The organism is Symbiobacterium turbinis (assembly GCF_055383075.1).
In genome coordinates this window covers 2,579,131-2,599,568 of the sequence record NZ_AP042433.1, presented here as the reverse complement: position 1 = coordinate 2,599,568, position 20,438 = coordinate 2,579,131, and the positions used below count along the sequence as shown (strand labels likewise).

Annotated in this window: 26 protein-coding genes; 17 read left to right on the top strand and 9 right to left on the bottom strand. The window is 69.0% G+C overall.

Going from position 1 to position 20,438, the window contains the following annotated elements:
- Positions 1 to 25 precede the first annotated feature (25 nt).
- The 8 genes from ACZ45O_RS12450 (at position 26) to ACZ45O_RS12415 (ending at position 5,934) form a co-directional block, all read left to right on the top strand.
- Entirely contained in the window at positions 26 to 889 is an 864-nt protein-coding gene (locus ACZ45O_RS12450; RefSeq protein ID WP_464853385.1) for an energy-coupling factor transporter ATPase, read from the top strand.
- Complete coding sequence (locus tag ACZ45O_RS12445) at positions 865 to 1,731, top strand: energy-coupling factor transporter ATPase (RefSeq protein WP_464853383.1); 867 nt, start codon at positions 865 to 867, stop codon at positions 1,729 to 1,731. The genes ACZ45O_RS12450 and ACZ45O_RS12445 overlap by 25 nt, the downstream gene beginning before the upstream one ends.
- On the top strand, positions 1,728 to 2,534 hold the full coding sequence (locus tag ACZ45O_RS12440; RefSeq protein ID WP_464853382.1) for an energy-coupling factor transporter transmembrane component T family protein: 807 nt from the start codon (positions 1,728 to 1,730) through the stop codon (positions 2,532 to 2,534). The genes ACZ45O_RS12445 and ACZ45O_RS12440 overlap by 4 nt, the downstream gene beginning before the upstream one ends.
- 22 nt (positions 2,535 to 2,556) lie before the next feature.
- Positions 2,557 to 3,360, top strand: coding sequence for a tRNA pseudouridine(38-40) synthase TruA (truA, locus tag ACZ45O_RS12435; protein WP_464853380.1), 804 nt, complete (start codon positions 2,557 to 2,559; stop codon positions 3,358 to 3,360).
- A gap of 183 nt (positions 3,361 to 3,543) precedes the next feature.
- Positions 3,544 to 3,975, top strand: a complete 432-nt coding sequence (gene rplM / locus ACZ45O_RS12430) for a 50S ribosomal protein L13 (RefSeq protein WP_464853378.1) — start codon at positions 3,544 to 3,546, stop codon at positions 3,973 to 3,975.
- A gap of 22 nt (positions 3,976 to 3,997) precedes the next feature.
- Positions 3,998 to 4,393, top strand: a complete 396-nt coding sequence (gene rpsI / locus ACZ45O_RS12425) for a 30S ribosomal protein S9 (RefSeq protein ID WP_464853376.1) — start codon at positions 3,998 to 4,000, stop codon at positions 4,391 to 4,393.
- Between the two features lie 108 nt (positions 4,394 to 4,501).
- The gene (locus tag ACZ45O_RS12420) at positions 4,502 to 5,266 is read left to right on the top strand and encodes an N-acetylmuramoyl-L-alanine amidase (protein WP_464853374.1); all 765 of its coding nucleotides are present in this window, start codon (positions 4,502 to 4,504) and stop codon (positions 5,264 to 5,266) included.
- Positions 5,267 to 5,349: 83 nt separating this feature from the next.
- Complete coding sequence (locus tag ACZ45O_RS12415) at positions 5,350 to 5,934, top strand: thymidine kinase (protein WP_464853372.1); 585 nt, start codon at positions 5,350 to 5,352, stop codon at positions 5,932 to 5,934.
- Positions 5,935 to 5,959: 25 nt separating this feature from the next.
- Here the strand turns inward: ACZ45O_RS12415 and ACZ45O_RS12410 are convergent, their stop codons facing one another.
- Positions 5,960 to 6,496 (bottom strand): class I SAM-dependent methyltransferase, encoded by a 537-nt coding sequence (locus ACZ45O_RS12410; protein ID WP_464853370.1) that lies wholly within the window; start codon positions 6,494 to 6,496, stop codon positions 5,960 to 5,962.
- A 71-nt stretch (positions 6,497 to 6,567) separates the two neighbouring features.
- On the opposite strand from ACZ45O_RS12410, the gene ACZ45O_RS12405 reads away from it, so the two are divergent.
- Both ACZ45O_RS12405 and leuB read left to right on the top strand, forming a co-directional pair.
- The gene (locus ACZ45O_RS12405; RefSeq protein ID WP_464853368.1) at positions 6,568 to 6,960 is read left to right on the top strand and encodes a thioesterase family protein; all 393 of its coding nucleotides are present in this window, start codon (positions 6,568 to 6,570) and stop codon (positions 6,958 to 6,960) included.
- 50 nt (positions 6,961 to 7,010) lie between these two features.
- Positions 7,011 to 8,117 carry a 3-isopropylmalate dehydrogenase gene (gene leuB, locus ACZ45O_RS12400; RefSeq protein WP_464853366.1) on the top strand — a complete coding sequence of 369 codons (1,107 nt, stop codon included), beginning with the start codon at positions 7,011 to 7,013 and terminating at the stop codon, positions 8,115 to 8,117.
- 92 nt (positions 8,118 to 8,209) lie between these two features.
- Here leuB and ACZ45O_RS12395 read toward each other — a convergent pair whose 3' ends face one another.
- The 4 genes from ACZ45O_RS12395 to ACZ45O_RS12380 are packed head-to-tail and all read right to left on the bottom strand — an operon-like array spanning position 8,210 to position 10,250.
- Positions 8,210 to 8,521, bottom strand: coding sequence for a spore germination protein GerW family protein (locus ACZ45O_RS12395; RefSeq protein ID WP_464853364.1), 312 nt, complete (start codon positions 8,519 to 8,521; stop codon positions 8,210 to 8,212).
- A gap of 1 nt (position 8,522) precedes the next feature.
- Complete coding sequence (locus ACZ45O_RS12390) at positions 8,523 to 9,254, bottom strand: hypothetical protein (protein ID WP_464853362.1); 732 nt, start codon at positions 9,252 to 9,254, stop codon at positions 8,523 to 8,525.
- 22 nt (positions 9,255 to 9,276) lie between these two features.
- On the bottom strand, positions 9,277 to 9,720 hold the full coding sequence (locus ACZ45O_RS12385) for an anti-sigma factor family protein (protein WP_464853360.1): 444 nt from the start codon (positions 9,718 to 9,720) through the stop codon (positions 9,277 to 9,279).
- Complete coding sequence (locus tag ACZ45O_RS12380) at positions 9,711 to 10,250, bottom strand: RNA polymerase sigma factor (protein WP_464853358.1); 540 nt, start codon at positions 10,248 to 10,250, stop codon at positions 9,711 to 9,713. The genes ACZ45O_RS12385 and ACZ45O_RS12380 overlap by 10 nt, the downstream gene beginning before the upstream one ends.
- 106 nt (positions 10,251 to 10,356) lie before the next feature.
- Between ACZ45O_RS12380 and ACZ45O_RS12375 the strand changes: the two genes are divergently transcribed.
- Entirely contained in the window at positions 10,357 to 10,860 is a 504-nt protein-coding gene (locus tag ACZ45O_RS12375; protein ID WP_464853357.1) for a VUT family protein, read from the top strand.
- A gap of 139 nt (positions 10,861 to 10,999) precedes the next feature.
- Positions 11,000 to 11,428, top strand: coding sequence for a BphX family protein (locus tag ACZ45O_RS12370; protein ID WP_464853356.1), 429 nt, complete (start codon positions 11,000 to 11,002; stop codon positions 11,426 to 11,428).
- A gap of 68 nt (positions 11,429 to 11,496) precedes the next feature.
- Here the strand turns inward: ACZ45O_RS12370 and ACZ45O_RS12365 are convergent, their stop codons facing one another.
- Positions 11,497 to 11,982: a DinB family protein gene (locus ACZ45O_RS12365; RefSeq protein WP_464853355.1), complete on the bottom strand. Its 486-nt coding sequence runs from the start codon at positions 11,980 to 11,982 to the stop codon at positions 11,497 to 11,499.
- Positions 11,983 to 12,114: 132 nt separating this feature from the next.
- On the opposite strand from ACZ45O_RS12365, the gene ACZ45O_RS12360 reads away from it, so the two are divergent.
- Genes ACZ45O_RS12360 through ACZ45O_RS12350 form a run of 3 tightly spaced genes read left to right on the top strand, consistent with a single transcriptional unit; the run spans position 12,115 to position 15,831 of the window.
- The gene (locus ACZ45O_RS12360; RefSeq protein ID WP_464853354.1) at positions 12,115 to 13,323 is read left to right on the top strand and encodes a serpin family protein; all 1,209 of its coding nucleotides are present in this window, start codon (positions 12,115 to 12,117) and stop codon (positions 13,321 to 13,323) included.
- A gap of 13 nt (positions 13,324 to 13,336) precedes the next feature.
- Entirely contained in the window at positions 13,337 to 14,572 is a 1,236-nt protein-coding gene (locus ACZ45O_RS12355) for a serpin family protein (protein WP_464853352.1), read from the top strand.
- Positions 14,573 to 14,583: 11 nt separating this feature from the next.
- Positions 14,584 to 15,831, top strand: a complete 1,248-nt coding sequence (locus tag ACZ45O_RS12350; protein WP_464853350.1) for a serpin family protein — start codon at positions 14,584 to 14,586, stop codon at positions 15,829 to 15,831.
- A gap of 70 nt (positions 15,832 to 15,901) precedes the next feature.
- Here ACZ45O_RS12350 and ACZ45O_RS12345 read toward each other — a convergent pair whose 3' ends face one another.
- From ACZ45O_RS12345 to ACZ45O_RS12335, 3 genes are all read right to left on the bottom strand, one after another.
- The gene (locus ACZ45O_RS12345) at positions 15,902 to 16,963 is read right to left on the bottom strand and encodes an ABC transporter substrate-binding protein (RefSeq protein ID WP_464853348.1); all 1,062 of its coding nucleotides are present in this window, start codon (positions 16,961 to 16,963) and stop codon (positions 15,902 to 15,904) included.
- A gap of 72 nt (positions 16,964 to 17,035) precedes the next feature.
- Positions 17,036 to 17,839: an ABC transporter ATP-binding protein gene (locus tag ACZ45O_RS12340; RefSeq protein WP_464853347.1), complete on the bottom strand. Its 804-nt coding sequence runs from the start codon at positions 17,837 to 17,839 to the stop codon at positions 17,036 to 17,038.
- On the bottom strand, positions 17,836 to 18,711 hold the full coding sequence (locus ACZ45O_RS12335; protein WP_464853345.1) for an ABC transporter permease: 876 nt from the start codon (positions 18,709 to 18,711) through the stop codon (positions 17,836 to 17,838). The genes ACZ45O_RS12340 and ACZ45O_RS12335 overlap by 4 nt, the downstream gene beginning before the upstream one ends.
- Positions 18,712 to 18,962: 251 nt before the next feature.
- Here ACZ45O_RS12335 and ACZ45O_RS12330 point away from each other — a divergent pair, with 251 nt between their 5' ends.
- Together ACZ45O_RS12330 and ACZ45O_RS12325 are read left to right on the top strand one after the other, a co-directional pair.
- On the top strand, positions 18,963 to 19,550 hold the full coding sequence (locus ACZ45O_RS12330; RefSeq protein ID WP_464853344.1) for a hypothetical protein: 588 nt from the start codon (positions 18,963 to 18,965) through the stop codon (positions 19,548 to 19,550).
- A gap of 12 nt (positions 19,551 to 19,562) precedes the next feature.
- Positions 19,563 to 20,405: a hypothetical protein gene (locus tag ACZ45O_RS12325; RefSeq protein ID WP_464853342.1), complete on the top strand. Its 843-nt coding sequence runs from the start codon at positions 19,563 to 19,565 to the stop codon at positions 20,403 to 20,405.
- Positions 20,406 to 20,438: the final 33 nt, after the last annotated feature.

Sequence of the window (20,438 nt, the reverse complement as noted above, 5' to 3'; positions counted from 1 at the left end):
AGCGAAGCGGGAGGGGCGATGCGCCGTGGCCAACCCTTACATCGTCATCGAGGGGGTCTCCTACGCCTACGGCCGTGAGGAGGCCGCCGAGGCCCCGCCGGTCAGGCTGGCCCTCGACGGTGTCGACGCCGAGGTTCGCCGGGGCGAGTTCCTGGCCATTCTCGGCATGAACGGTTCGGGCAAGTCCACCCTGGCGAGGCATCTGAATGCCCTCTTGCTTCCGCGCTCGGGCCGGGTGCTGGTGGACGGCCTGGACACCCGGGAGGAACAGAACCTCTGGCAGATTCGCGACCGGGTGGGCATGGTATTCCAGAACCCCGACAACCAGATCGTCGCGGCGGTGGTGGAGGAGGACGTCGCTTTCGGCCCCGAGAACCAGGGGCTGCCCCCGGCCGAGATCCGCGCCCGCGTGGCGCAGGCCCTGGAGGCCGTCGGCATGACCGCCCACCGGGAGCGGTCGCCGCACCTGCTTTCGGGCGGCCAGAAGCAGCGGGTGGCCATTGCCGGCGCCCTGGCCCTGCGGCCCGCCTGCCTCGTGCTGGACGAGCCCACGGCGATGCTCGACCCGTCGGGGCGGGCGGAGGTGCTGGCGGTGGTGCGCCGCCTCAACCGTGAACTGGACATGGCCGTGGTCTGGATCACCCACTTCATGGAGGAGGCGGCCGTTGCCGACCGGGTGATGGTGATGGCCGACGGCAAGGTACAGATGGTCGGCACCCCGCGCGAGGTCTTCAGCCAGGCCGACCGGCTGCGGGCCCTGCGGCTGGACGTGCCCCCGGCCGTGCTGGCCGCCGAGCGGCTGCGCGCGGAGGGGGTGCCGGTTCCGGAAACGATACTTACGCTGGATGAGCTGGTGGAGGCGCTATGCCAATTGTATTCGAGGCCGTAAGCCACATCTATCAGCCTGGGACCCCGTTTGAATGGAAGGCGCTGGAAGACGTCTCGCTCACCATTCCCGACGGCGAGTTCTGGGGCATCATTGGCCCCACGGGATCGGGGAAGTCGACCCTGATCCAGCACATGAACGGCCTGCTGCGGCCCACTTCGGGCCGGGTCCTGGTCGACGGTCTCGACCTGTCGGACCGGAAGACGGACCTGCGCAAGGTGCGGCAGCGGGTGGGCCTGGTCTTTCAGTACCCGGAACACCAGTTGTTCGGTGAGACGATCTTCGAGGACGTCGCCTTCGGGCCGCGCAACATGCAGCTCGATGCCGAAGAGGTGGAGCGGCGGGTGATGACGGCCCTGGAGCGGGTCGGGCTTCCCAAGGAGATGAAGGACCGGTCGCCCTTCGGCCTCTCGGGAGGCCAGGCCCGCCGTGTGGCCCTGGCCGGCGTGCTGGCCATGGAGCCCCGGGTGCTGATCCTGGACGAGCCCACGGCTGGCCTCGACCCCCAGGGGCGCAGGGAGATCCTGAACCTGGTGGGCCGGTTCCCGGAGATGGGCATGACGGTCGTGCTGGTGTCCCACTCGATGGACGACGTGGCCGAGTACGCGGACAAGGTGCTGGTGATGCACCGGGGGCGGGTCCACATGCTGGGCACGCCGCGGGAGCTCTTCGCCCGGCGGGCCGAGCTTGAGGCCATCGGCCTCGGCGTGCCCGCGGCCGTCGTGCTGGCCGACAAGCTCCGTGAGCGGGGCTGGCCCCTGCCGCCCGACGTGGTGACGATGGACGAGGCCGTGGCCGCCATCAAGGCCGTTCTGGTGGGCAGGAAGGAGGCGCAGGGCCTGTGAGCTTCCAGGTGACCATCGGGCAATACTACCCGGGAAACTCGCTCCTGCACAGGCTTGATCCGCGGGTGAAGATCACCGGGGTGTTCCTCCTGTCGGTGGCCATCTTCCTGCCCCGGGCCTGGCCGGGCTACCTCGCGACTGTCCTGTTCACCCTGGCGATGGTGGCGCTGGGGCAGGTGCCCCTGAAACAGATTTTCCGGGGCCTGAGGCCCATTCTCATCTTCCTGGTGATCACCGCGCTCTTCAACCTGTTTCTGACGCCGGGGGAGGAGCTGTTCCGCATCGGCCCCCTGGTCGCCACGCGGGAAGGGCTGAGGCTCGTGGGCGTGACCTCCACCCGGCTGATCCTGCTGGTGACCATCGCGTCGATTCTCACCCTGACCACGTCGCCGATCCGGCTGACCGACGGGCTGGAGATGATGCTGCGGCCGCTGAGGCCCATCGGCGTTCCCGCCCACGAACTGGCACTCATGATGACCATTGCGCTGCGCTTCATCCCCACCCTGGCGGAGGAGGCCGACCGGATCATGCGGGCGCAGCAGGCGCGCGGCGCCAGCTTCGCCACGGGTTCCGTCGTCTCGCGGGTGCGGAGTCTCGTGCCCGTGCTGGTGCCCCTGTTCGTGGCCGCCTTCCGGCGGGCCGACGAGCTGGCCACCGCCATGGAGGCCCGGGGCTACCGGGGCGGCGAGGGGAGGACCCGCATGCGGGAGCTGACCTTCGCCGCGCGCGACGGCGTGGCCCTCGCGGTGCTGGTCGGCTTCGTGGCGCTGATTCTCGGGATGCGGGTTACCGGCGTCGGGTAACGTCCCACAGGGGAGGTGCGCGATGCGGTCGATAAAGCTCATCCTCGCATACGACGGCACGGCCTACGCCGGCTTTCAGCGGCAGCCCAACGGCATCACCGTTCAGCAGCGGCTGGAGGAGGCCCTGAGAAGCGTCACCGGCGAGCCGGAGCTGCGCATCGGCGCGGCGGCCGGCCGCACCGACGCCGGTGTCCACGCCCGGGGCCAGGTGGTGCACCTGCACACCCGCGCGGCGATTCCCATCGAGCGCTGGCCTGCGGCCGTCAACAGCCACCTCCCTGACGACATCGCTGTGGTCGCGGCGGAGGCGGTGCCCCCCGAGTTCCACGCCCGGTACTGGGCCCGGGAGAAGCGGTACCGGTACACGTTCTGCATCTCCCCGCACCGGCTCCCCCTGGCCCGCCTGTACAGCTACCACTGGCCGCGGCCTGTGAACGTGGCCGCAATGCGTGAAGCGGCGGCGCTGCTGGTGGGCCGGCATGACTTCGCCGCGTTCCGGGCGACCGGCGGGTCGGCCCGCACGTCGGTGCGGACCATCACCCGGCTGACCCTGACAGAGGAGCCGCCCTTCCTCCACATGGACATCGCGGCGGACGGCTTCCTCTACAACATGGTGCGGATCATCGCCGGCACACTGCTGGAGGTGGGCGCCGGCCGGCGCACCATCGCCAGGGTGGAACAGGCGCTGCGGACCGGCGACCGGCGGGATGCCGGGAGGACCCTGCCGCCCCACGGGCTCTGCCTGGAAGAGGTGGTGTACGGCGACGGCCCCGTCCGCCCGCCGTGGGCCCGCGAGACCGCGCCGGACGCGGATTTGGAGCCTTGACAGTGGTTCAGCCGCCAATGTATACTAAGGAGCGTTGACCTCGCCACATCCGAAAGGAAAGAAGAGGTTGAAACCAGGAGCGACCTGGACCTCACGCCTTTTCCCCGAGTAGGGCGTGTACGCCAGGCGCCGACCGATTCCATAGATTCACCCTCAATGACCCATTCCGTAGGAGGGAACCCCGTGAGAACGACGTTCATGGCCAATCCGCAGAATGTTGAGCGGAAGTGGTACGTGGTCGACGCTGAGGGCAAGACTCTCGGGCGGTTGGCCAGCCAGGTGGCCGCCATTCTGCGCGGCAAGCATAAGCCCACTTTCACCCCGCACGTGGACTGCGGCGATTATGTCATTATCGTGAATGCTGAGAAGATCAAGGTCACCGGCAAGAAGTACACAGACAAGATCTACTACCGCCATTCCGGCTACCCGGGCGGTCAGAAGGCCATCTCCTTCGAGCAGATGATCGCGAAGCGGCCGGTGCGCGTTCTCGAGCTCGCCATCAAAGGCATGCTTCCCCACAACCGGCTGGGCCGGCAGATGTACCGCAAGCTGAAGGTCTACGCGGGGCCGGAGCACCCGCATGCGGCACAGAAGCCCGAGCCGCTCGAGATCTAATCGAAAGGAGGCGTGTTGATCGATGTCGACCGTGACGCAGTACTGGGGTACCGGCCGCCGCAAGAAGGCCGTTGCCCGGGCCCGTCTGGTGCCCGGCACCGGCAACTTCGTGGTGAACGGCCGCTCCCTTTCTGAATACTTCGGTCTCCAGACCCTGCAGATGCTGGTGGAGAGCCCCTTCACCGTGACCGGCACGACCGGCAAGTTCGACGTGTACCTGAACGTGGTCGGCGGCGGAATCTCCGGCCAGGCCGGCGCCTGCCGGCACGCCATCTCCCGGGCCCTGCTGAAGGCGGACCCTGAGTTCCGCCCGGCCCTGAAGCAGGCCGGCTTCCTGACCCGCGACCCGCGGATGAAGGAACGCAAGAAGTACGGCCTGAAGAAGGCCCGCAAGGCTCCGCAGTTCTCCAAGCGCTAATAGCGGACAGGCCCGTGGCGAGCGTCGCCACGGGCTGTTTTTCTGCTTCCCCGGACCAGCATGTCAGACAAGCCGGCGCATACCCTTCCTCCGTAGGGGGGGAGGAACGTGCGCAGGTTTCCGCTGGCTCAGGTCGTGCTGATCGGCCTGGCCGCTGTCGTCGTGCTGGCAGCGCTGTGGCCGCTTTGGGCGGGGGAGCGAACCGCCAGGCCCGGGGGTGAGCCTGAGGCCCCCGAGACGCCGCCAGGCCCGCTGGCGGGCATGGTGATCGTGGTTGACCCGGGCCACGGCGGGTGGGATCCGGGGGCGGTGGTGGGCGGCGTGAAGGAGAAGGACCTCACCCTGCAGGTGAGCCAGGAACTGAAGGCACTGTTGGAGGAGCGGGGCGCGCGGGTGATTCTGACCCGCACGGATGACACCCACTTCTCGCGCACGGTCCGGGAGGACCTGCGGCAGCGGGTGGCTCTGGTGGCGGAGCACGGGGCCGACCTGTTCGTGTCGGTGCACGCGAACCAGGACCGCTGCAACTGCTGGGGGGCGCAGACCTTCTACCAGAAGGGCGGCTCGCCGGCGGGGAAGACCCTCGCCATCTCCATCCAGAACCGGCTGCGGGAGCGGACGGACACCACCCGCTACGCGCTGCCGGGCGACTACTACGTGCTCCGCACCACCGAGGTGCCCGCGGCCATCGTGGAGATGGGTTTCCTCTCCAACGGCGCAGAGCGGGAGAAGCTGCAGCAGCCGGAGTATCAGCGGACGCTCGCCCTGGCGATCGCCGAGGGCATCGAGGCCTATCGCGAGCACATCGCCCGCCAGCCCGACGTCGCACCAGAAAACCCGGCGGACCCGAGCCCTTCCCGCCCCGGGTCCTAAAGATTCATGGCTGGGCGGAGGAATCGCCGGTCGGCGCCTCGAAACCCCTGTAGGAACCGTAGCAGCCAGGGGAGGCGCCGACGTTGCACCGGAATCTCAACTATGGTTGGATCGATGTCATCACCTCGGGCACCATGTATGCCGGCAAGACGACGGAACTCATCCGGCGGGTGCGGACCTACATCCTGGCCAAGCGGACCGCCGTCGTCTTTCAGCCGCGCATGGCCAGGCGGTTCACCGACGACGAGGTGATCGTGACGCACGACGGGCTGCGGTTTGAGGCGATTCACACCGACAGCCCGCTGGAGATCCTCTGGTATGCCGAGATGCACAAACCGGACGTGATCGCCATCGACGAGGCGCAGTTTTACGACCAGTCGCTGGTGGACATCGTGCAGGAGCTGGCCAACCGCGGCCACTACGTCATCGTGGCCGGGCTCTCGCAGACGTCCGAGGGCAAGCCCTTCGGCTGCATGCCCCAGCTGCTGGCCCTGGCGGACAGCATCACGTCCGTGTACGGCGTCTGCGTGGTCTGCGGCGAGCCGGCCACGAAGCCCTTCTCGCTCACCGTGAAGACCCAGGACGTGGCGGTGGGCGGCGGCGAGCGGTACGAGGCACGCTGCCGCAAGTGCTGGCTCGAGGGCCGCCGGGCGCGGGGCGAGTGCTGAGCGCGCGGCGGGGTTGCCCGCGGGCTCACCCGCGCGGCGGCTTGACGAACTTCAGCCCGTAGCAGTACGGCCCCACATCGCAGCTTTCCAGGAACCGGAAGCCTGCGGCGGTGAACTCGAGGATGACGTCCTGCGGGTCCAGCCGAACGTCCAGGGGCGGCCCCTCCGGGGTCGCCTCCGGCTTCCAGTCCACCAGCAGGCAGATGCCGCCGGGCTGCAGGATGCGCTTGACCTCGCCGATGAACATCGAGGCCGGATCGACCTCGTGGTACACGTCGGCGATCAGTGCGGCGCTGCACGACTCCGTGGGCACCGGCCACTCGTCGGCCTCCTCGGCCAGGACGGGCAGGATGTTGCCGAGCCCGTGCTCTCGCGCCCGCCGGCGCAGGCGCTCCAGCATCTCCTCGCTGATGTCGATGCCGTACACCACCCCTCCCGGGGGCAGCGCCGCCGCCGCCGGCAACGCGAACCGGCCCGTGCCGCAGCCCACGTCGGCCAGGGCGGTACAGCGGGGAAGGTCCAGATGGCGCAGGATCAGGGACGGGTCGAACGGGTGGGCCACCGCGCATCACTCCTTCGCCTGTCTGGAGTTTGGACGAAACCAGCAAGCAGGGAAGCACGGGAGGAGATTCCATGTCGCTTAGCCCAGGTCTCAGGGCAGAGGCCAAGATGGCGGTGACCCCGGATAACTGCGCCCAGGCCGTCGGCAGCGGCGCGGTCGAGGTCTTTGCGACGCCGATGATGATCGCGCTGATGGAGCAGGCGGCAGCCAGGGCGGTCGAGCCGCACCTGGCCGAAGGCGAGACCACCGTGGGCACCCGGGTCGACGTGCAGCACCTGGCTGCCACGCCGCCGGGGATGACGGTGCGGGCCACCGCGGTGCTGGAGCGGGTGGACGGGCGTCGCCTGGTGTTCCGGGTTGAAGCCTTCGACGACCGGGAGCAGATCGGCAGCGGCACCCACGAGCGGTTCATCGTCCGCGCGGCGAAGTTTCTCCAGCGGGCGCGGGAAAAGGAGTTGTCTTGAACGCTTTAACGTGCTAAACTTCCTCCAAACCACTCGGAGGTGTTCCAGTCTTGGCTCAGCCTACCTACCACATTGCCTGTCTCCCCGGTGACGGCATCGGTCCCGAGGTCACCCGGGGAGCAGTGACGGTACTGCAGGCAGCAGCGGCTGCCCACGGATTCCGCCTGGAGTTTTCGGACCACCTGGTGGGCGGAGCCGCGTACGATGCCGTGGGAACTCCCTTTCCCGACGAAACGCGCGACGCCTGCGACCGGGCCGACGCCATCCTCTTCGGCGCCGTGGGCGGCCCCCAGTACGAGGGGCTCCCGTGGGACTTGCGCCCCGAGGCGGGTCTGCTGGCCATTCGCAAGCGCTACGACCTGTATGCGAACCTGCGGCCCATCCTGCTCTACCCGCCGCTGAAGGACGCTTCGCCCCTGAAGAACGACATCATTGGCGGCGGGGTCGACTTCATCATCGTGCGCGAGCTGGTGGGCGGCATCTACTTTGGCGAGCCCCGGGGCATCACGACGCTGCCCGACGGCACCCGCCGGGGCGTGAACACCGAGGTCTACACCGACGCCGAGATCGCCCGCATTGCGCGCATGGGCTTCGAGATCGCCCGGGGGCGGAGGAGGAAGCTCACCTCGGTGGACAAGGCCAACGTGATGGAGGCCGGCCGGCTGTGGCGCACCGTGGTCGACGAGGTTGCCCGGGAGTTCCCCGACGTAGAGGTGGAACATCTCCTGGCGGACAACGCCGCCATGCAGATCCTGCGGCGCCCCGGCGACTTCGACGTGATGCTGGCCTCCAACTTGTTCGGCGACTTCCTCTCTGACGAGGCGGCCATGCTCACCGGCTCCATCGGGCTGCTCCCCTCGGCCTCGCTGGGCGCGGCCCGGAACCGGCACGACCTGCCCAAGGGCTTCTACGAGCCCATCCACGGCTCTGCGCCGGACATCGCCGGCCAGGACCGGGCCAATCCCCTGGCGGCCATCCTGTGCGGCGCCATGCTGCTCCGGTACTCGCTGGGCCAGGAGCAGGCGGCCCTGGCCGTGGAGCGGGCGGTGGCCGAGGTGCTGGAGGAGGGCTTCCGCACCGGCGACATCACGGTGCCCGGCACCGCCGTCCTCGGCACCGCCGCCATGGCGGCGGAGGTCGCCAGGCGGGTGGGATAACGCGCGAGAGGGTCCACCCCTGCGGGTGGACCCCAGTGCTTATTCCTCCCCGTCCTTTTTCTCTTCCTTCTTCCCGGACTGCACCTTCACGTTCACCGGCCCGACCTTCTCCAGGATGCCGGGAATCGCGTCGACGATCTTGTCGATGGCCATGCCCCGGCCCAGCGGCAGGACCGAGACATAACTGCCTTGGCGGCCAGGCGGGCGCCGCCGCCGCCGCCCTGGCCCGAGCCGCCGTGCTTGTCATCGCGGCCCTCGCCGCCGCCGGCGCCGAAGCCGAAGGTCAGGTCCATCACCGGAATCAGGGTCACGTTGCCCACCGTCATCGGCTCGCCGAAGATCGTCCTGGTGTGCAGGTGCTTCTCGAGGGTCTCCAGCAGAGGGGCCATCATCTCCAAAGCCATATCAGACTCCTCCTCCCAGTAGAATTCGTCGCAGGGGCCTGAATCGGATCTTGCTCACGAGATGGTTCCAGATCGCCGGCTGGCGCACCACCTGCCAGGCGATGGCCAGCAGCCGGAAGCCGTAGAGTCGCCCGGTCAGCTCGCCCCGCCCGATCAGACAAGGGCGCTGAAAGTCGGGGGTGAGGTGCAGGGAGCGCCCGAGGCCGGTGCTCCAGCGGACCGCCTCACAGAAGCCTGTCAGCGAGGGATCGGGGAAGCCGTAGGTGGCCTCGGCCGTCAGGCGGACGCCGAGCGAGCGCCAGAGGCGGCCGGGCAGGCGCACCGCCTCGCGGGCGATGGTCAGCACGAGGGCGGGGTCGGCCCGTGGGGATCGGCGCCGCTTTCGTCCGGATTCCCGGCCGTGCTGCCCGCCCTCCGGTTTCCCTGCCTCCGGTCCGCCGGCCTTCCGGCCGGCGCCCTTCCGGCTGCCGCGGAGTGGGAGTCCCATCAGTCGGAGCGCTGACCACTGCATCCCGTCCTCTGTCCAGACCCCGCGGCCCGTCAGGAACAGCAGGCCCCAGCGGAGGCGGAAGCTCACATCCGCCCGGCCGGTCAGCCGGCTCTCCCAGCCGTCGGCCGCCAACTCCGAGTCCGCCCGCAGGCGCACGTCGAAGGGGACGAAGAGCAGGAGGAGGACGACGAGCACGGCCAGCCCCAGGAGCACGAGCAGAATCCGGAGCAGCGCCGCGCCCACTGCTCCCGCGATCGTCAGCAGGTCAACCGCCTCCCTTCCGCCACAGCCACCGGGGCCACTTCCCCGGCCGCCGCAGCCCTTCCCGCAGCCCTTCAGCCCGCCGCAATCCCTCTGCCCCGATGTGGCCCAGGCTGCTGACCGCCCTGGCGGGTCTGGTGAAGGCCGGGTTGGCCCTCAGCCACAGCGTGGCGAAATCCCAGGTCGTCGCCGGCGGCGCCTCGGGCTCCTCTCCGCGCCGGTGCTCGGCCAGCAGCAGGTCAGCAAGGGCCTCCGGCTCCTGCGGGGGCTCGGGCGCGAGGCCCGCCGCGCGGCCCAGGTCCCAGTACAGGCTCTTGTAGAAGCCCGCCTGGCGCCGGCAGGCCCGGCACTCCTGCAGGTGCGCCTCGACCAGGGCCGCCTCGGCCGGGTGCAGGACGCCGTCGACATAGAGCTGGATCAGTTCCTCATCGCAGCGCATCAGCGCCATCCGTCTCCCCCCTCGCTGCCCAGCCGGGCCCGCAGCGCCCGCCGGGCCCGGAACAGGTACGTCTTCACGGTGCCCACAGGCAGCTCCAGCAGCCGGGCGATCTCGTCGTAGGTGAGGTCCTCCTGGTGCCTCAGGGTGAGGACCATGCGCCAGAGCGGAGGAAGCTCGGCCATGGCTCGCTGAAGGTCCACCCGGGTCCAGGAGGGTTCGGAGGGGCCGCTTGTGGGGAGCGCGGCCTCCGGCAACTCGCCCAGCGACAGGTGGCCCTTCCGCTGCTTCAGGTAGGTCAGGGCCAGATTGGTGGTCACCCGCCGGAGCCAGGGCCAGAGGGGGCGGGAGCTGTCCAGGGAGTCAATCGCCCGCACCGTGCGCAGGAACACCTCCTGGGTCAGGTCCTGCGCATCCTCCCGGTGCTGGACGAAGGTGTATGCAGTGCGGTAGACTCTCTCCTGGTAGGCTTCCACCAGGCGGGCGAAGCCCGCCCTGTGACCCTGCCGGCACAGCTGGATGATCGACGCGTCGCGGTCCATCTGCGAGCCTCCCTCCGCCCCTCTACTCTCCAATACCATGGGGCGCCGCAGAAAGTTTCAGTTGTGCGGCAGGCATACCGACATTTCCGAAGGAGACAGACACAGCATGCTTGTTGCCCTGTACCTGGCGGCCATCGTCGCCGCCAACCTCTCCGTGGCCTACTTCGGCCCTTACGCCAGCATCATCAACTCGTTCGTCTTCATCGGCCTGGACATCACCACCCGCGACGCCCTGCACGAGCGGTGGGAAGGGAAGAACCTGTGGGGCAAGATGGCCCTGCTCATCCTGTCCGGGTCGGTGCTTTCCTGGCTGCTCAACCGCGACGCCGGCCGCATCGCCCTCGCCTCGTTTGCGGCCTTTGCGGCCTCCGGCGCGGCGGACACCATCGTGTACCACCTGCTGCGCCACCGGCCCAAGCTGTGGCGGGTGAACGGCTCCAACGTCGTCTCTTCCACGGTGGATTCCGTCGTCTTCACGTTCGTTGCCTTCGGAACCTTGATGCCGGTGATCGTGGCCGGCCAGATCCTCGCCAAGGTCGCCGGCGGCTACGTGTGGGCCCTGGTCCTGAACCGGCTGTTTTGGCGCCGGGCGCAGACCCAGGAGCGGTAATCCATGGGTCTGGGTGGCATCACCCGCGTATAGGGCGAACGGTCTAGGGCGTTCGCCCTATTTTCCTCTCGACATCGCAAGATTCTTCTGCTATAGTTAAGAGACAAACTTTTGCGCGAAGTTGAGGGGGATGTGGGGGATGCGCTACCTGAGCGGCTGGATGTACGGGGTGGGGGCCCTGTACCTGGCCATGGCCTTTCTGTTCAACCCGCTGCTGCTCTCCTATGCCATCCCGACCATCGGGCTGAGCCTGGAGCCGGGCGGGCAGCGGGTGCTGGCGGACGGCGTCTTCTTCATCGGCGCCATCGTGGCGGTGCTGGGCGTCTTCCTGCTGCGTGGGGCCAGCCGGCCGCATCTGAACCGGGAGCTGGTCAAGCTGGTCATCTGGGTGGAGCTGATCGCCGGCCTGGTGCTCAACATTTACCTGGCGCTGCGCGGCTACGGCCATCCGCTCGCCCTGGTGGCCTTCGCGCTGCTGCACGGGGCCATCGCCCTGGTGGGCCGGCACGCCCTGGTCACCTGCCGGCGGCACCTGACGGCGGTGAAGCCCCTGAAGCGGGCAAGCTGAAAACATCGGAAGCCCCGAAGGCGGAGCCGCCTTCGGGGTTCTTCGTGGGGGAGCCGGACCGCCGGCGGTCACTGTTGCAACAACTCCTCCAGTCTCCGGCCAAACACCTGGGGCGGCTCCATGCCGAGGAGGACCAGGTACTGCCCGATCTGCGACCGGTGGTGAATCTCGTGCTCGGTCATCGTCATCAGCAGGCGCCACGCGCTCACGGCCATGCCGAAGGGCGTGGTGCGTCTCATTTTCAACACGCCGGGGTCGGCCGCCTGCAGTCTGGCCATCGCCTCCGCATGGGTGCGCACCAGGTGGTCGACGGCCTCCTCCTTGGTGGGGCCGAGCTCACGGGCGTGGCCGGGGTAGCGCCAGTGTCCGTCGAGGACGCCGTCCACGAACATCCGCTCCGTGGCGGCGATGTGGCGGATCAGGTCGCCAAAGGAGAACTTGCCGGGGCGGGGGGCGAAGTCGATCTGGTCGGCCGGAACCGCCTGGATGAACGAGAGGGTGCGGCCGCGGACCGACTCAAAGTAGCGGGCGAAGTCGGCGAGGCTGGTGAGCACTGCACGATCCCCTCCTTATCGTACTTACCCAGATAAACGAAGGGCGCACGGCGGCGGTTCAGCCTGCGCGCACCCTCCGCTGAAACGGCGGGCCGCTGTGCGCACGTCTGAGGGGTAGGAGGTGATGACCCCATGAGACGGATGGCAAGCGCGCTGCTGCTGACGGCCCTACTGGCCGGCTGCGGCGGCCTGGCGCCGAACCCGGCCGCCGAACTGCCGGAGGTGGACCCGCGCGTGGGTCAGGCCACGGTGGCGTTCGGGATCGACCTGTTGAAGGAGGTCTACACCGGCGAGAACGCCCTGCTCTCCCCCGTGAGCGCGAGCGTGGTGCTCAGCCTGACCGGGGCCGGAGCACGGGGCGAGACCCAGGCGGAGTTCTGGCAGGCCCTGCGGCTGGACGGGCTGACGCCCGACGAGATCCAGGCGGGCAACCGCGCCTTGCACGCGGTGCTCACCCGGCCGGACCCGAAGGTGGAGGTCAACCTGGCCAACGCCGTATGGCACCGCCCGGACGTGGCGGTGGAGGAGGCCTTCGTCGACCTGGCCGGGAAGTACTACGGCGCGGCGGTGGACGAGGCCGAGTTTGGCACACGGGCCGGCACGGACAAGATCAACGACTGGACGGCTGAACAGACCAGGGGTAAGATTGAGAAACTATTTGAGGAGACCAGCCGCAACACCGTCATGGTGCTGGCCAATGCCCTCTACTTCAAGGGGGCGTGGAGCGAGGCCTTCGACCCGCAGCAGACCCGGGGCGGCACTTTCACCACGGCAAGTGGCGCCGAACGCACCGTTTTCTTCATGGAGCGGGACGGCGAGTGGGAGGTGCTGGCAACCGGGCAGGCGGAAGGCAGCGAACGCACGGTGCGGGGCGTGCGGCTCCCCTACGGCGAAGGCCGGGTGGCGATGTACCTCTTTGTGCCCGATGACCTGGACAGCTTTCTCGCCGACCTGACGCCCGAGGCCTGGGCCGAGATCATGGAAGGCTTTGCCCCCCAGCACGGGCTGGTGCGGGTGCCGAAGTTCAAGCTGGAGGCGACCCACGAGCTGAACGAGCCGCTGCAGGCCCTGGGGCTGGTGCGGGCGTTCGATGGGAGCCAGGCCGACTTCACGGGCATCTTCGGCGAGGGCCGGCGCGGCGTGGAGATATCGGATGTGGTTCAGAAGACGTTCATGGAGGTCAACGAGGAGGGGACGGAGGCGGCGGCCGCCACCGGAGTGGCCATGCGGGAGAGCGCCCGGCTGCCGCTGGTGGAGGTCGACCGCCCGTTTCTGCTGGCGATCTGCGACGACGAGAGCGGCGCCCTGCTCTTCCTGGGGGCCGTGACGGACCCGGTGTAAGGAGGTGCGTACGATGAAGTTGCTCACGCTTCTGCTCGTGGGCTTCTTTCTGACCGGCTGCGGCGGCGCACTGCCCGGCGCCGGCGGCCCGGGAGGCACGGGCATGGCGGCGCCGCCTCCCCGGCCGGAGGCGGTAGACCCGGGCCTGGCGCAGGCCAAGGACCGGTTCGGGATCCACCTGCTCCAGGCGGTGCACGCTGAGCGGCAGAGCGAGAACCTCTTCCTGTCGCCCGCCAGCGCCCAGATCATCCTCAGCCTCACGGCCAACGGCGCCCGGGGCGAGACCCGGCAGGAAATGCTGGAGGCCCTGGGGTACGCGGGCATGGATCTGGACGCGGTCAACCAGGCCATCCGCGATTTGCGGGGCATCCTGGCCCACCCCGGCAAGGGGGTCGAGCTGAGCGCCGCCAACGCCATCTGGCACCAGAAGGGCATGGCGGTGGCCCCGGCCTTCCTGGAAGTGGCCGCGCAGCGGTACGGGGCGCAGGTGAACGAGACCATCTTCGGGGAGCCGGCCGCGGCGGAGGCCATCAACCGCTGGGTGTCGGATCAGACCCGCGGCCGCATCCCGCGGCTGGTCGACCAGACGCGGCCCGACGACGTGATGTGGCTCGTCAACGCCCTGTACTTCAAGGGCGAGTGGCAGAAGCCCTTCGATCCCCACCGCACCCATGACCGCCCCTTCACCCTGCCGGACGGCCGGAGCGTGCAGGTCCCCTTCATGCACCAGACGGCCACCTTCGGCTACCTGGCGGAGGAGGGGCTGGTGGGCGTGCGGCTGCCCTACGGCGAGGGCGACCTGGCCCTTTATGCCTTCATGCCGGACGCGTGGGAAGGCTTTGTGGAGGGGCTGACCCCCGAGCGCTATGCGGAGTGGATCGCCGGGATGGGCCTGCGGGAGATCCGCCTCGCCATGCCCAAGGTGAAGCTCACCGATCAGGCGGAGCTGAAGGAGCCGCTGGCGGCGATGGGCATGGAGCGGGCGTTCACCCCCGGCCAGGCTGACCTGGGCGGCCTGTTCACGGAGGGCCCGGAGCTCTACATCAGCCGGGTGATCCAGAAGACCTTCCTGGAGATCCACGAGGAGGGGACCGAGGCCGCGGCCGCCACCGGCGTGGGCGTGACCCTGACCAGCGCCCCGGCCGAACAACCGCCCGAGGTGGTGCTGAACAGGCCGTTCCTGCTGGCGATCCGGGACGACCGGACCGGCGTGACCCTCTTCCTGGGCGCGATCGTGGATCCGTCGTAGGGGGGTGCTGCATGCGGATGTCAGCCATGCGTAAGCGGCTCATCCTGCCCGCCGTGCTGCTGGCCGGGCTCCTGCTCCAGGGCTGCGGCGGCCTGCTGCCCGGTGGCCAGGGCCTGGCCGCGGCGCCTCCCCGGCCGGAGTCGGTGGACCCGGCCCTGGCGGAGGCTGCCGACCGCTTCGGGATCGGGCTGCTCCAGGCGGTGTACGCGGACCGGCCGGGTGAGAACCTGTTCCTGTCGCCCGTCAGCGCCCAGGTGATCCTCAGCCTGACCGCCAACGGCGCCCGGGGCGAGACGCAGCGGGAGATGCTCGCCGCCCTGGGGTACGGGGAGGCGGACACCGGCGCCGTGAACGAGGCCATGCGGGACGTGTGGGGTATCATGGCCCATCCCGGCGAGCAGGTGGAGCTCACCACGGCCAACGCCGTCTGGTACCACAAGGGGTTCGAGGTGGTGCCGGCCTTCCGGGAGGTGGCCCGGGAGCATTACGGTGCGGAGCTGTACGAGACCGAGTTCGGCAGGCCACAGGCGGCCGAGGCCATCAACCGCTGGGTGGCGCGCCGGACCCGGGATCGCATCCCCGCGTTGATCGACAAGACCTCCGAGGACACCCGCATGGTGCTGGTGAACGCTCTCTACTTCAAGGGCGAGTGGCAGGAGCCGTTCAACCCCGACCGCACGGAACCCGGGCCCTTCCACCGGCCGGACGGCAGCGTGGTGCAGGTTCCGTTCATGCGCCAGACGGAGACCTTCGGCTACCTGGCGGAAGATGGGCTGGTGGGGGTGCGGCTGCCCTACGGCGAGGGCGACCTGGCGCTCTACGCCTTCATGCCGGACGAGTGGGACGGCTTCGTGGAGGGGCTCACCCCCGGGCGGTTCCGGGGGTGGATCGACGGAATGGCGGAGGAACGGATCCGGCTGGCCTTGCCGAAGGTGCGGCTGGAGGACGCCCACGAACTTCAGGATCCTCTCCGCGCGCTGGGCATGGAGCGGGCGTTCGACGCCGAGCAGGCGGATTTCAGCGGGCTGCTGGACACCCCTGAGCCGCTGTACGTGGACCGGGTGATCCAGAAGACCTACCTGGAGATCCACGAGAAGGGCACCGAGGCGGTCGGCGCCACCGCCGTGGAAATGAGGGCCGGCAGCGCGCCGCTTGCCGCACCCCCTGAGGTGGTGCTGGACAGGCCCTTCCTCCTGGCGATCCGGGACGACCGCACCGGCGTCACGCTGTTTATGGGCGCGATCCTGGACCCGTCGTAGACAGCGGAAAAAACAGCGCTCCCCCGGCCCATTCCGGGCCAGGGGGAGCGCCTTTTCTTCGTCGTCTCTCCTAGTCGCCGATCTTCTGGGCCTCCTCCAGCACCGCCGCCGGAATGTCGAGGCCGAGCGTCTCCACCGTCCTGGTGTTGATGATCAGGCTCAGGTCCTCGTTGTAGCGCACCGGCAGCTCGCCCGGATTCTTGCCCTCCAGTACGTCGACGACCACCTGGGCGGTCAGCAGGCCGTGCCGGTAGTAGTCGAGGCCGAAGGTGGCCAGGGCGCCCTGGTTCACGTAGCTGTCCACCGACGAGATGGCAGGGATCTTGTTGCTGTTGGCCACGTCGATCACCGCCATGACCCCCTGCGCGAGGGTGTTGTCGGTGATGAGGTAGAGCCCGTCGACCCGGCCCACCAGCGACTGGGCCGCCTGCTGCACCTCCGCGGCGTTGGCCACCGTCGCTTCCACGATGTTCAGGCCCAGCTCGTCCGCAGCGACCCGGATGTCGTTCATCAGGGCCACGGAGTTGGCCTCGCCGGCGTTGTAGATGATGCCGACATTGGTCACGTCGAGGCCCAGCCGGTCGAACAGCTCCATCTGGATCTTCACCGGCACCAGGTCGGAGGTTCCGGTGACGTGGGCGCCGGGCTTCTCCAGGTCAGCCACCAGGCCGGCGCTGAGGGGGTCGGTGACGGCGCTGAACACGATCGGGATCGGGTTGTTCTTGGTGGCATTCACCGCGGCCTGCGCGCTCGGCGTGGCGATGGCGATGATCAGGTCCTTCTTGTCGGCGACGAACTTCTCCGCGATCTGCTGTGCCAGGGGCTGCTCGCCCTGAGCCGACTGGAAGTCGATTACGATCTCCTTGCCGTCCTCATACCCGGCCTCCCGCAGCCCGTCGATGATGCCCTGACGGGTGGCGTCCAGGGCCGGGTGCTCCACGATCTGCGTGAGGCCGATCTTGATCGGCTCAGCAGCCGTTTCGGAACCGGAGCTGCCGGAATCGGACGGGGAACTGGTCGTCCCGGAAGGGGAACCGCTGGGACCCTGCGGTTGGGTCGTGGACCCACCGCCACCGCCACACCCGGCCAGCACGAGCGCGGCGGTCAGAAGAACCGCTAGTACGCGACGCACGGCAGATCGCCCTCCTCTGTTGCGTTCCATCCTTCTCTCTGTATGCGAACCCCTCCTGACAGGGGGAGCCGCCTAGTTGGCCAGCACGGCCCGGTCGTAGGTAAACTCCTCGCCCCGCACCCGCTCGAAGGCCTGGCGCAGCCCGTCGATGGTCAGACCCTGCTTCTCGGCGCCGCCGACGGTGAAGAGGATGCGCCCCTCGTGCATCATCACCAGCCGGTCGCCGAGGCGGATGGCCTGCTCCAGGTTGTGCGTGATCATCAGGGTGGTCAGGCGGTGCTGCCGCACCCAGCGGTTGGTCAGGTCGGCGATGAGCGCCGCCGCCCGCGGATCCAGGGCCGCGGTGTGCTCGTCGAGCAGCAGGATGTCCGGCCGCTGCAGGGTGGCCATCAGCAGGCTCAGGGCCTGGCGCTGGCCGCCCGAGAGCAGCCCGACCTTGTCGTTCAGGCGGTTCTCCAGGCCGAGGCCCAGCTGGGCCAGCTCCTCCGCAAACTGTCTGCGCTTGGCCGCCGTAAGGGCCCAGCGCAGGCCCCGGGAGCGGCCGCGCGCAGCGGCCAGGGCGAGGTTCTCGGCCACCGTCAGGCTCGGGGCGGTGCCGGCCAGCGGGTTCTGCAGCACCCGCCCGATGCGGGCGGCGCGCTGCACCTCGCTTTGGCGGGTGACGTCGACGCCCCCCAGCAGGATACGGCCGCGGTCCGGCGCAATCACCCCGGCCACCGAGTTGAGCAGGGTCGACTTCCCGGCCCCGTTGGAGCCCACGACGGTGACGAACTCGCCGGGCTCCAGGGTGAGATCGATGCCGCGCAGCGCCCTGACCTCGTTGACGGTGCCCGGGAAGAAGGTCTTGTGCACGCCTTCGATGGTCAGACCGGTCACCTGGCTTCACTCCCTTCCGGCAGCCGCACCGTCCGCTTGATGTGCGGGATGGAGAGGGCCAGCACGACGAGTGCGGCGGTGACCAGCTTCAGGTCGCTGGCCTGGAAGCCGGCCCGCAGGGCCAGCGCGAAGATGGTCCGGTAGATGATGGAGCCCAGCAGCGCAGAAATGGTGGCCCGGAAGACGGTGGGGGCGCCGAAGAGCGCCTCGCCGATGATGAGCGCCGCCAGGGCCGCCACGATGGTGCCGATGCCCATCTGGGCGTCCGCGAAGCCGCTGTACTGGGCCACGAGGGCGCCGCCCAGCCCCACGATGCCGTTGGAGAGCGTGAAGGCCAGGAGCCGCATGCTGTCGCTGCTGACCCCGAGCATGCGGACCATGCCGTCGTTATCGCCCGTCGCCCTCAGCGAGAGCCCGAGCTCGGTGCGGAAGAAGAGGTTCATCAGGAGCACCAGCAGCGCGGCGGTGGCGGCGAACAGGGCCAGCTTCCCCCAGGGGTTGTCCGGCACCAGGGTCTCCAGCGTGAAGAGGGCGATGTTGGAGCGCCCCATGATGCGCAGGTTGACTGAGTAAAGTCCCGTCATGGTGATGATGCTGGCCAGGAGCGGCTGCACGCGCAGGCGGGTGTGGATGAGTCCCGTGATCGCGCCGCCCGCGGCCCCGGTGAAGAACCCGGCGAGGGTGGCGGCCACCGGGTGGACGCCCATCGTCAGCAGGCGGGCCGCCGTGGCCGCGCCCGTGGTCAGGGTGCCGTCCACCGTCAGGTCCGGAACGTTCACCACCCGGAAGGTCATCCAGACCCCGAGGGCGACCAGCCCCCAGACCAGGCCTTGTTGGAGGACCGGCAGCAGAAAGTTGAGGACGAATTCCATGATGACGCCTCCCATCGGGAACGCACTTTCGGGTTCGGAAATTGAGAAGGCCCCCCGAAGACGCGGGCGGCCCAGGGTTGAAGTTCCGGCGTGGTGAAGGTGTATCCTCGACTTGTGCCCTTACAGCGAAACGCTATGCAAGTCTACAGACTTGGGGATTATGATACTTTACCAAGATGAAGTGTGTCAATAGGAAACGGGCAATCGGCTCAAGGTTGGCTGTGGCAGGCGAGACAAGTTATACTAATTCCATGGTCAAGCGCATTGGAGCCATTCCCGAGACGAAGCCGCGCAAGTGGCGGCACAGGCTGACGGCGCCCCTTTCCGCCTTCGCCCGGCAGGTGGCCGAACTGGAGGAAGGCGTGGGGCTCCGCCTTCTGACCGAGCGGCTGTCAAGTATGGACCTGGGCGACCGGGCCGTGCTGGTGGTGCGGCCCACCCTGGGCTTCCTGTCGGCCGATCTCTGCCTCGTCGGTCCCGGCCGGGCGCTGGTCATGAGCGCCCTGCACTGGGCCGGCGACATCGCCCCGGGGCCGAAGGGCGAGTGGCGGGGCGCAGGGGGAAAGGTGGATCTGGGCCGGCCGGACCGCAGGGCCCGGCTCTTCTGCGACCGGCTGGCCTTCAGCGGCCACGCCCGGGGCATCGCCCTGGAGCCTGTGGTGGTGTTCACCGCCGGTCCGGCCCGATGCCTGGGGACCGATCCCGAGGCGACCCTGGTGCAGTGGGACGAGCTGGAATCGTTCGTGGCAAGCCGGATTCACCCCGCCGCCGTCGGGTTCCCCGCGGCGGAACTGATCCGGCTGATCAGCCCGCCCGGCGCCGGGACGAGTACGGAGTAGAGGAGGAGCGCCATGCCCCCGAACAGGTTCTGGTCCTCCGTCTGGACGGTGGGCGGCTTCCTGCTGCTCATCACCCTCCTGCAGATGCTGGCCGACACGATCGTGACGCTCTTCGGGCTTCTCGATCTGGCGCCCGCCGCCAGGCAGTGGGTCCTGGGCATCAGCCACGCCGTGGTGCCGATCATCGGCGCCCTGACCTACGTCAACTGGCGCTGGGGCTGGAAGTCCGACAACGCCGGGCTCAGACTCACCCCGGCGGCCGGCTTCTGGCTGCTGCCCGGTCTGGCCGGGGGGCTGGCCCTCGCCGGAGTGGCCTTCCTGATCGGCGGGTGGGGCCGCGCGCCGGAGCTCAACCTGGCCGCGGCGCCGCTGCTGCGGGCCGCCCTGATGTCGGCGGCCCTCTTCGGCGTCGAGCTCGCCCTGCGGGGCATCGCGATCTCCCGGTTTCAGCAGGACCTGTCGGGCAGGGATGTGCTCATCCTGGCCCTGGCGGCGCCCGTGGTCTGGGTGGTCCTGACCGCGATGTTCGGCCTGGGCTGGCCGGACCCGGCCATCCGGGCGCACTTCGGGGGACTGGCGGGCCTTGCCTTCTCCGTCCTGCTGAGCCTGCTCTTCCTGCAGACCCAGTCCGTCTGGCTGGTGGCGGGCGTGCACATTGGGCTCTACCTGGGCCGGACCGTGCTGGGACTGACGTACAGCCAGTTGGGGCTGCTGGTGGTGTCGGCGGTGCCGGCCGCTGTGCTGCTGTGGCTTGAACTGAATCGCATGCGGACCATCCGGCCGTCGGGCCCGGGGCGGGGGAGGCGCCGGGTGGTGTACGGCAAGACAGTGCGCGGCCCCTGGGGACCTCATTAAGGTGGATTCGCGATTTCACGGCGCACTTTCCGG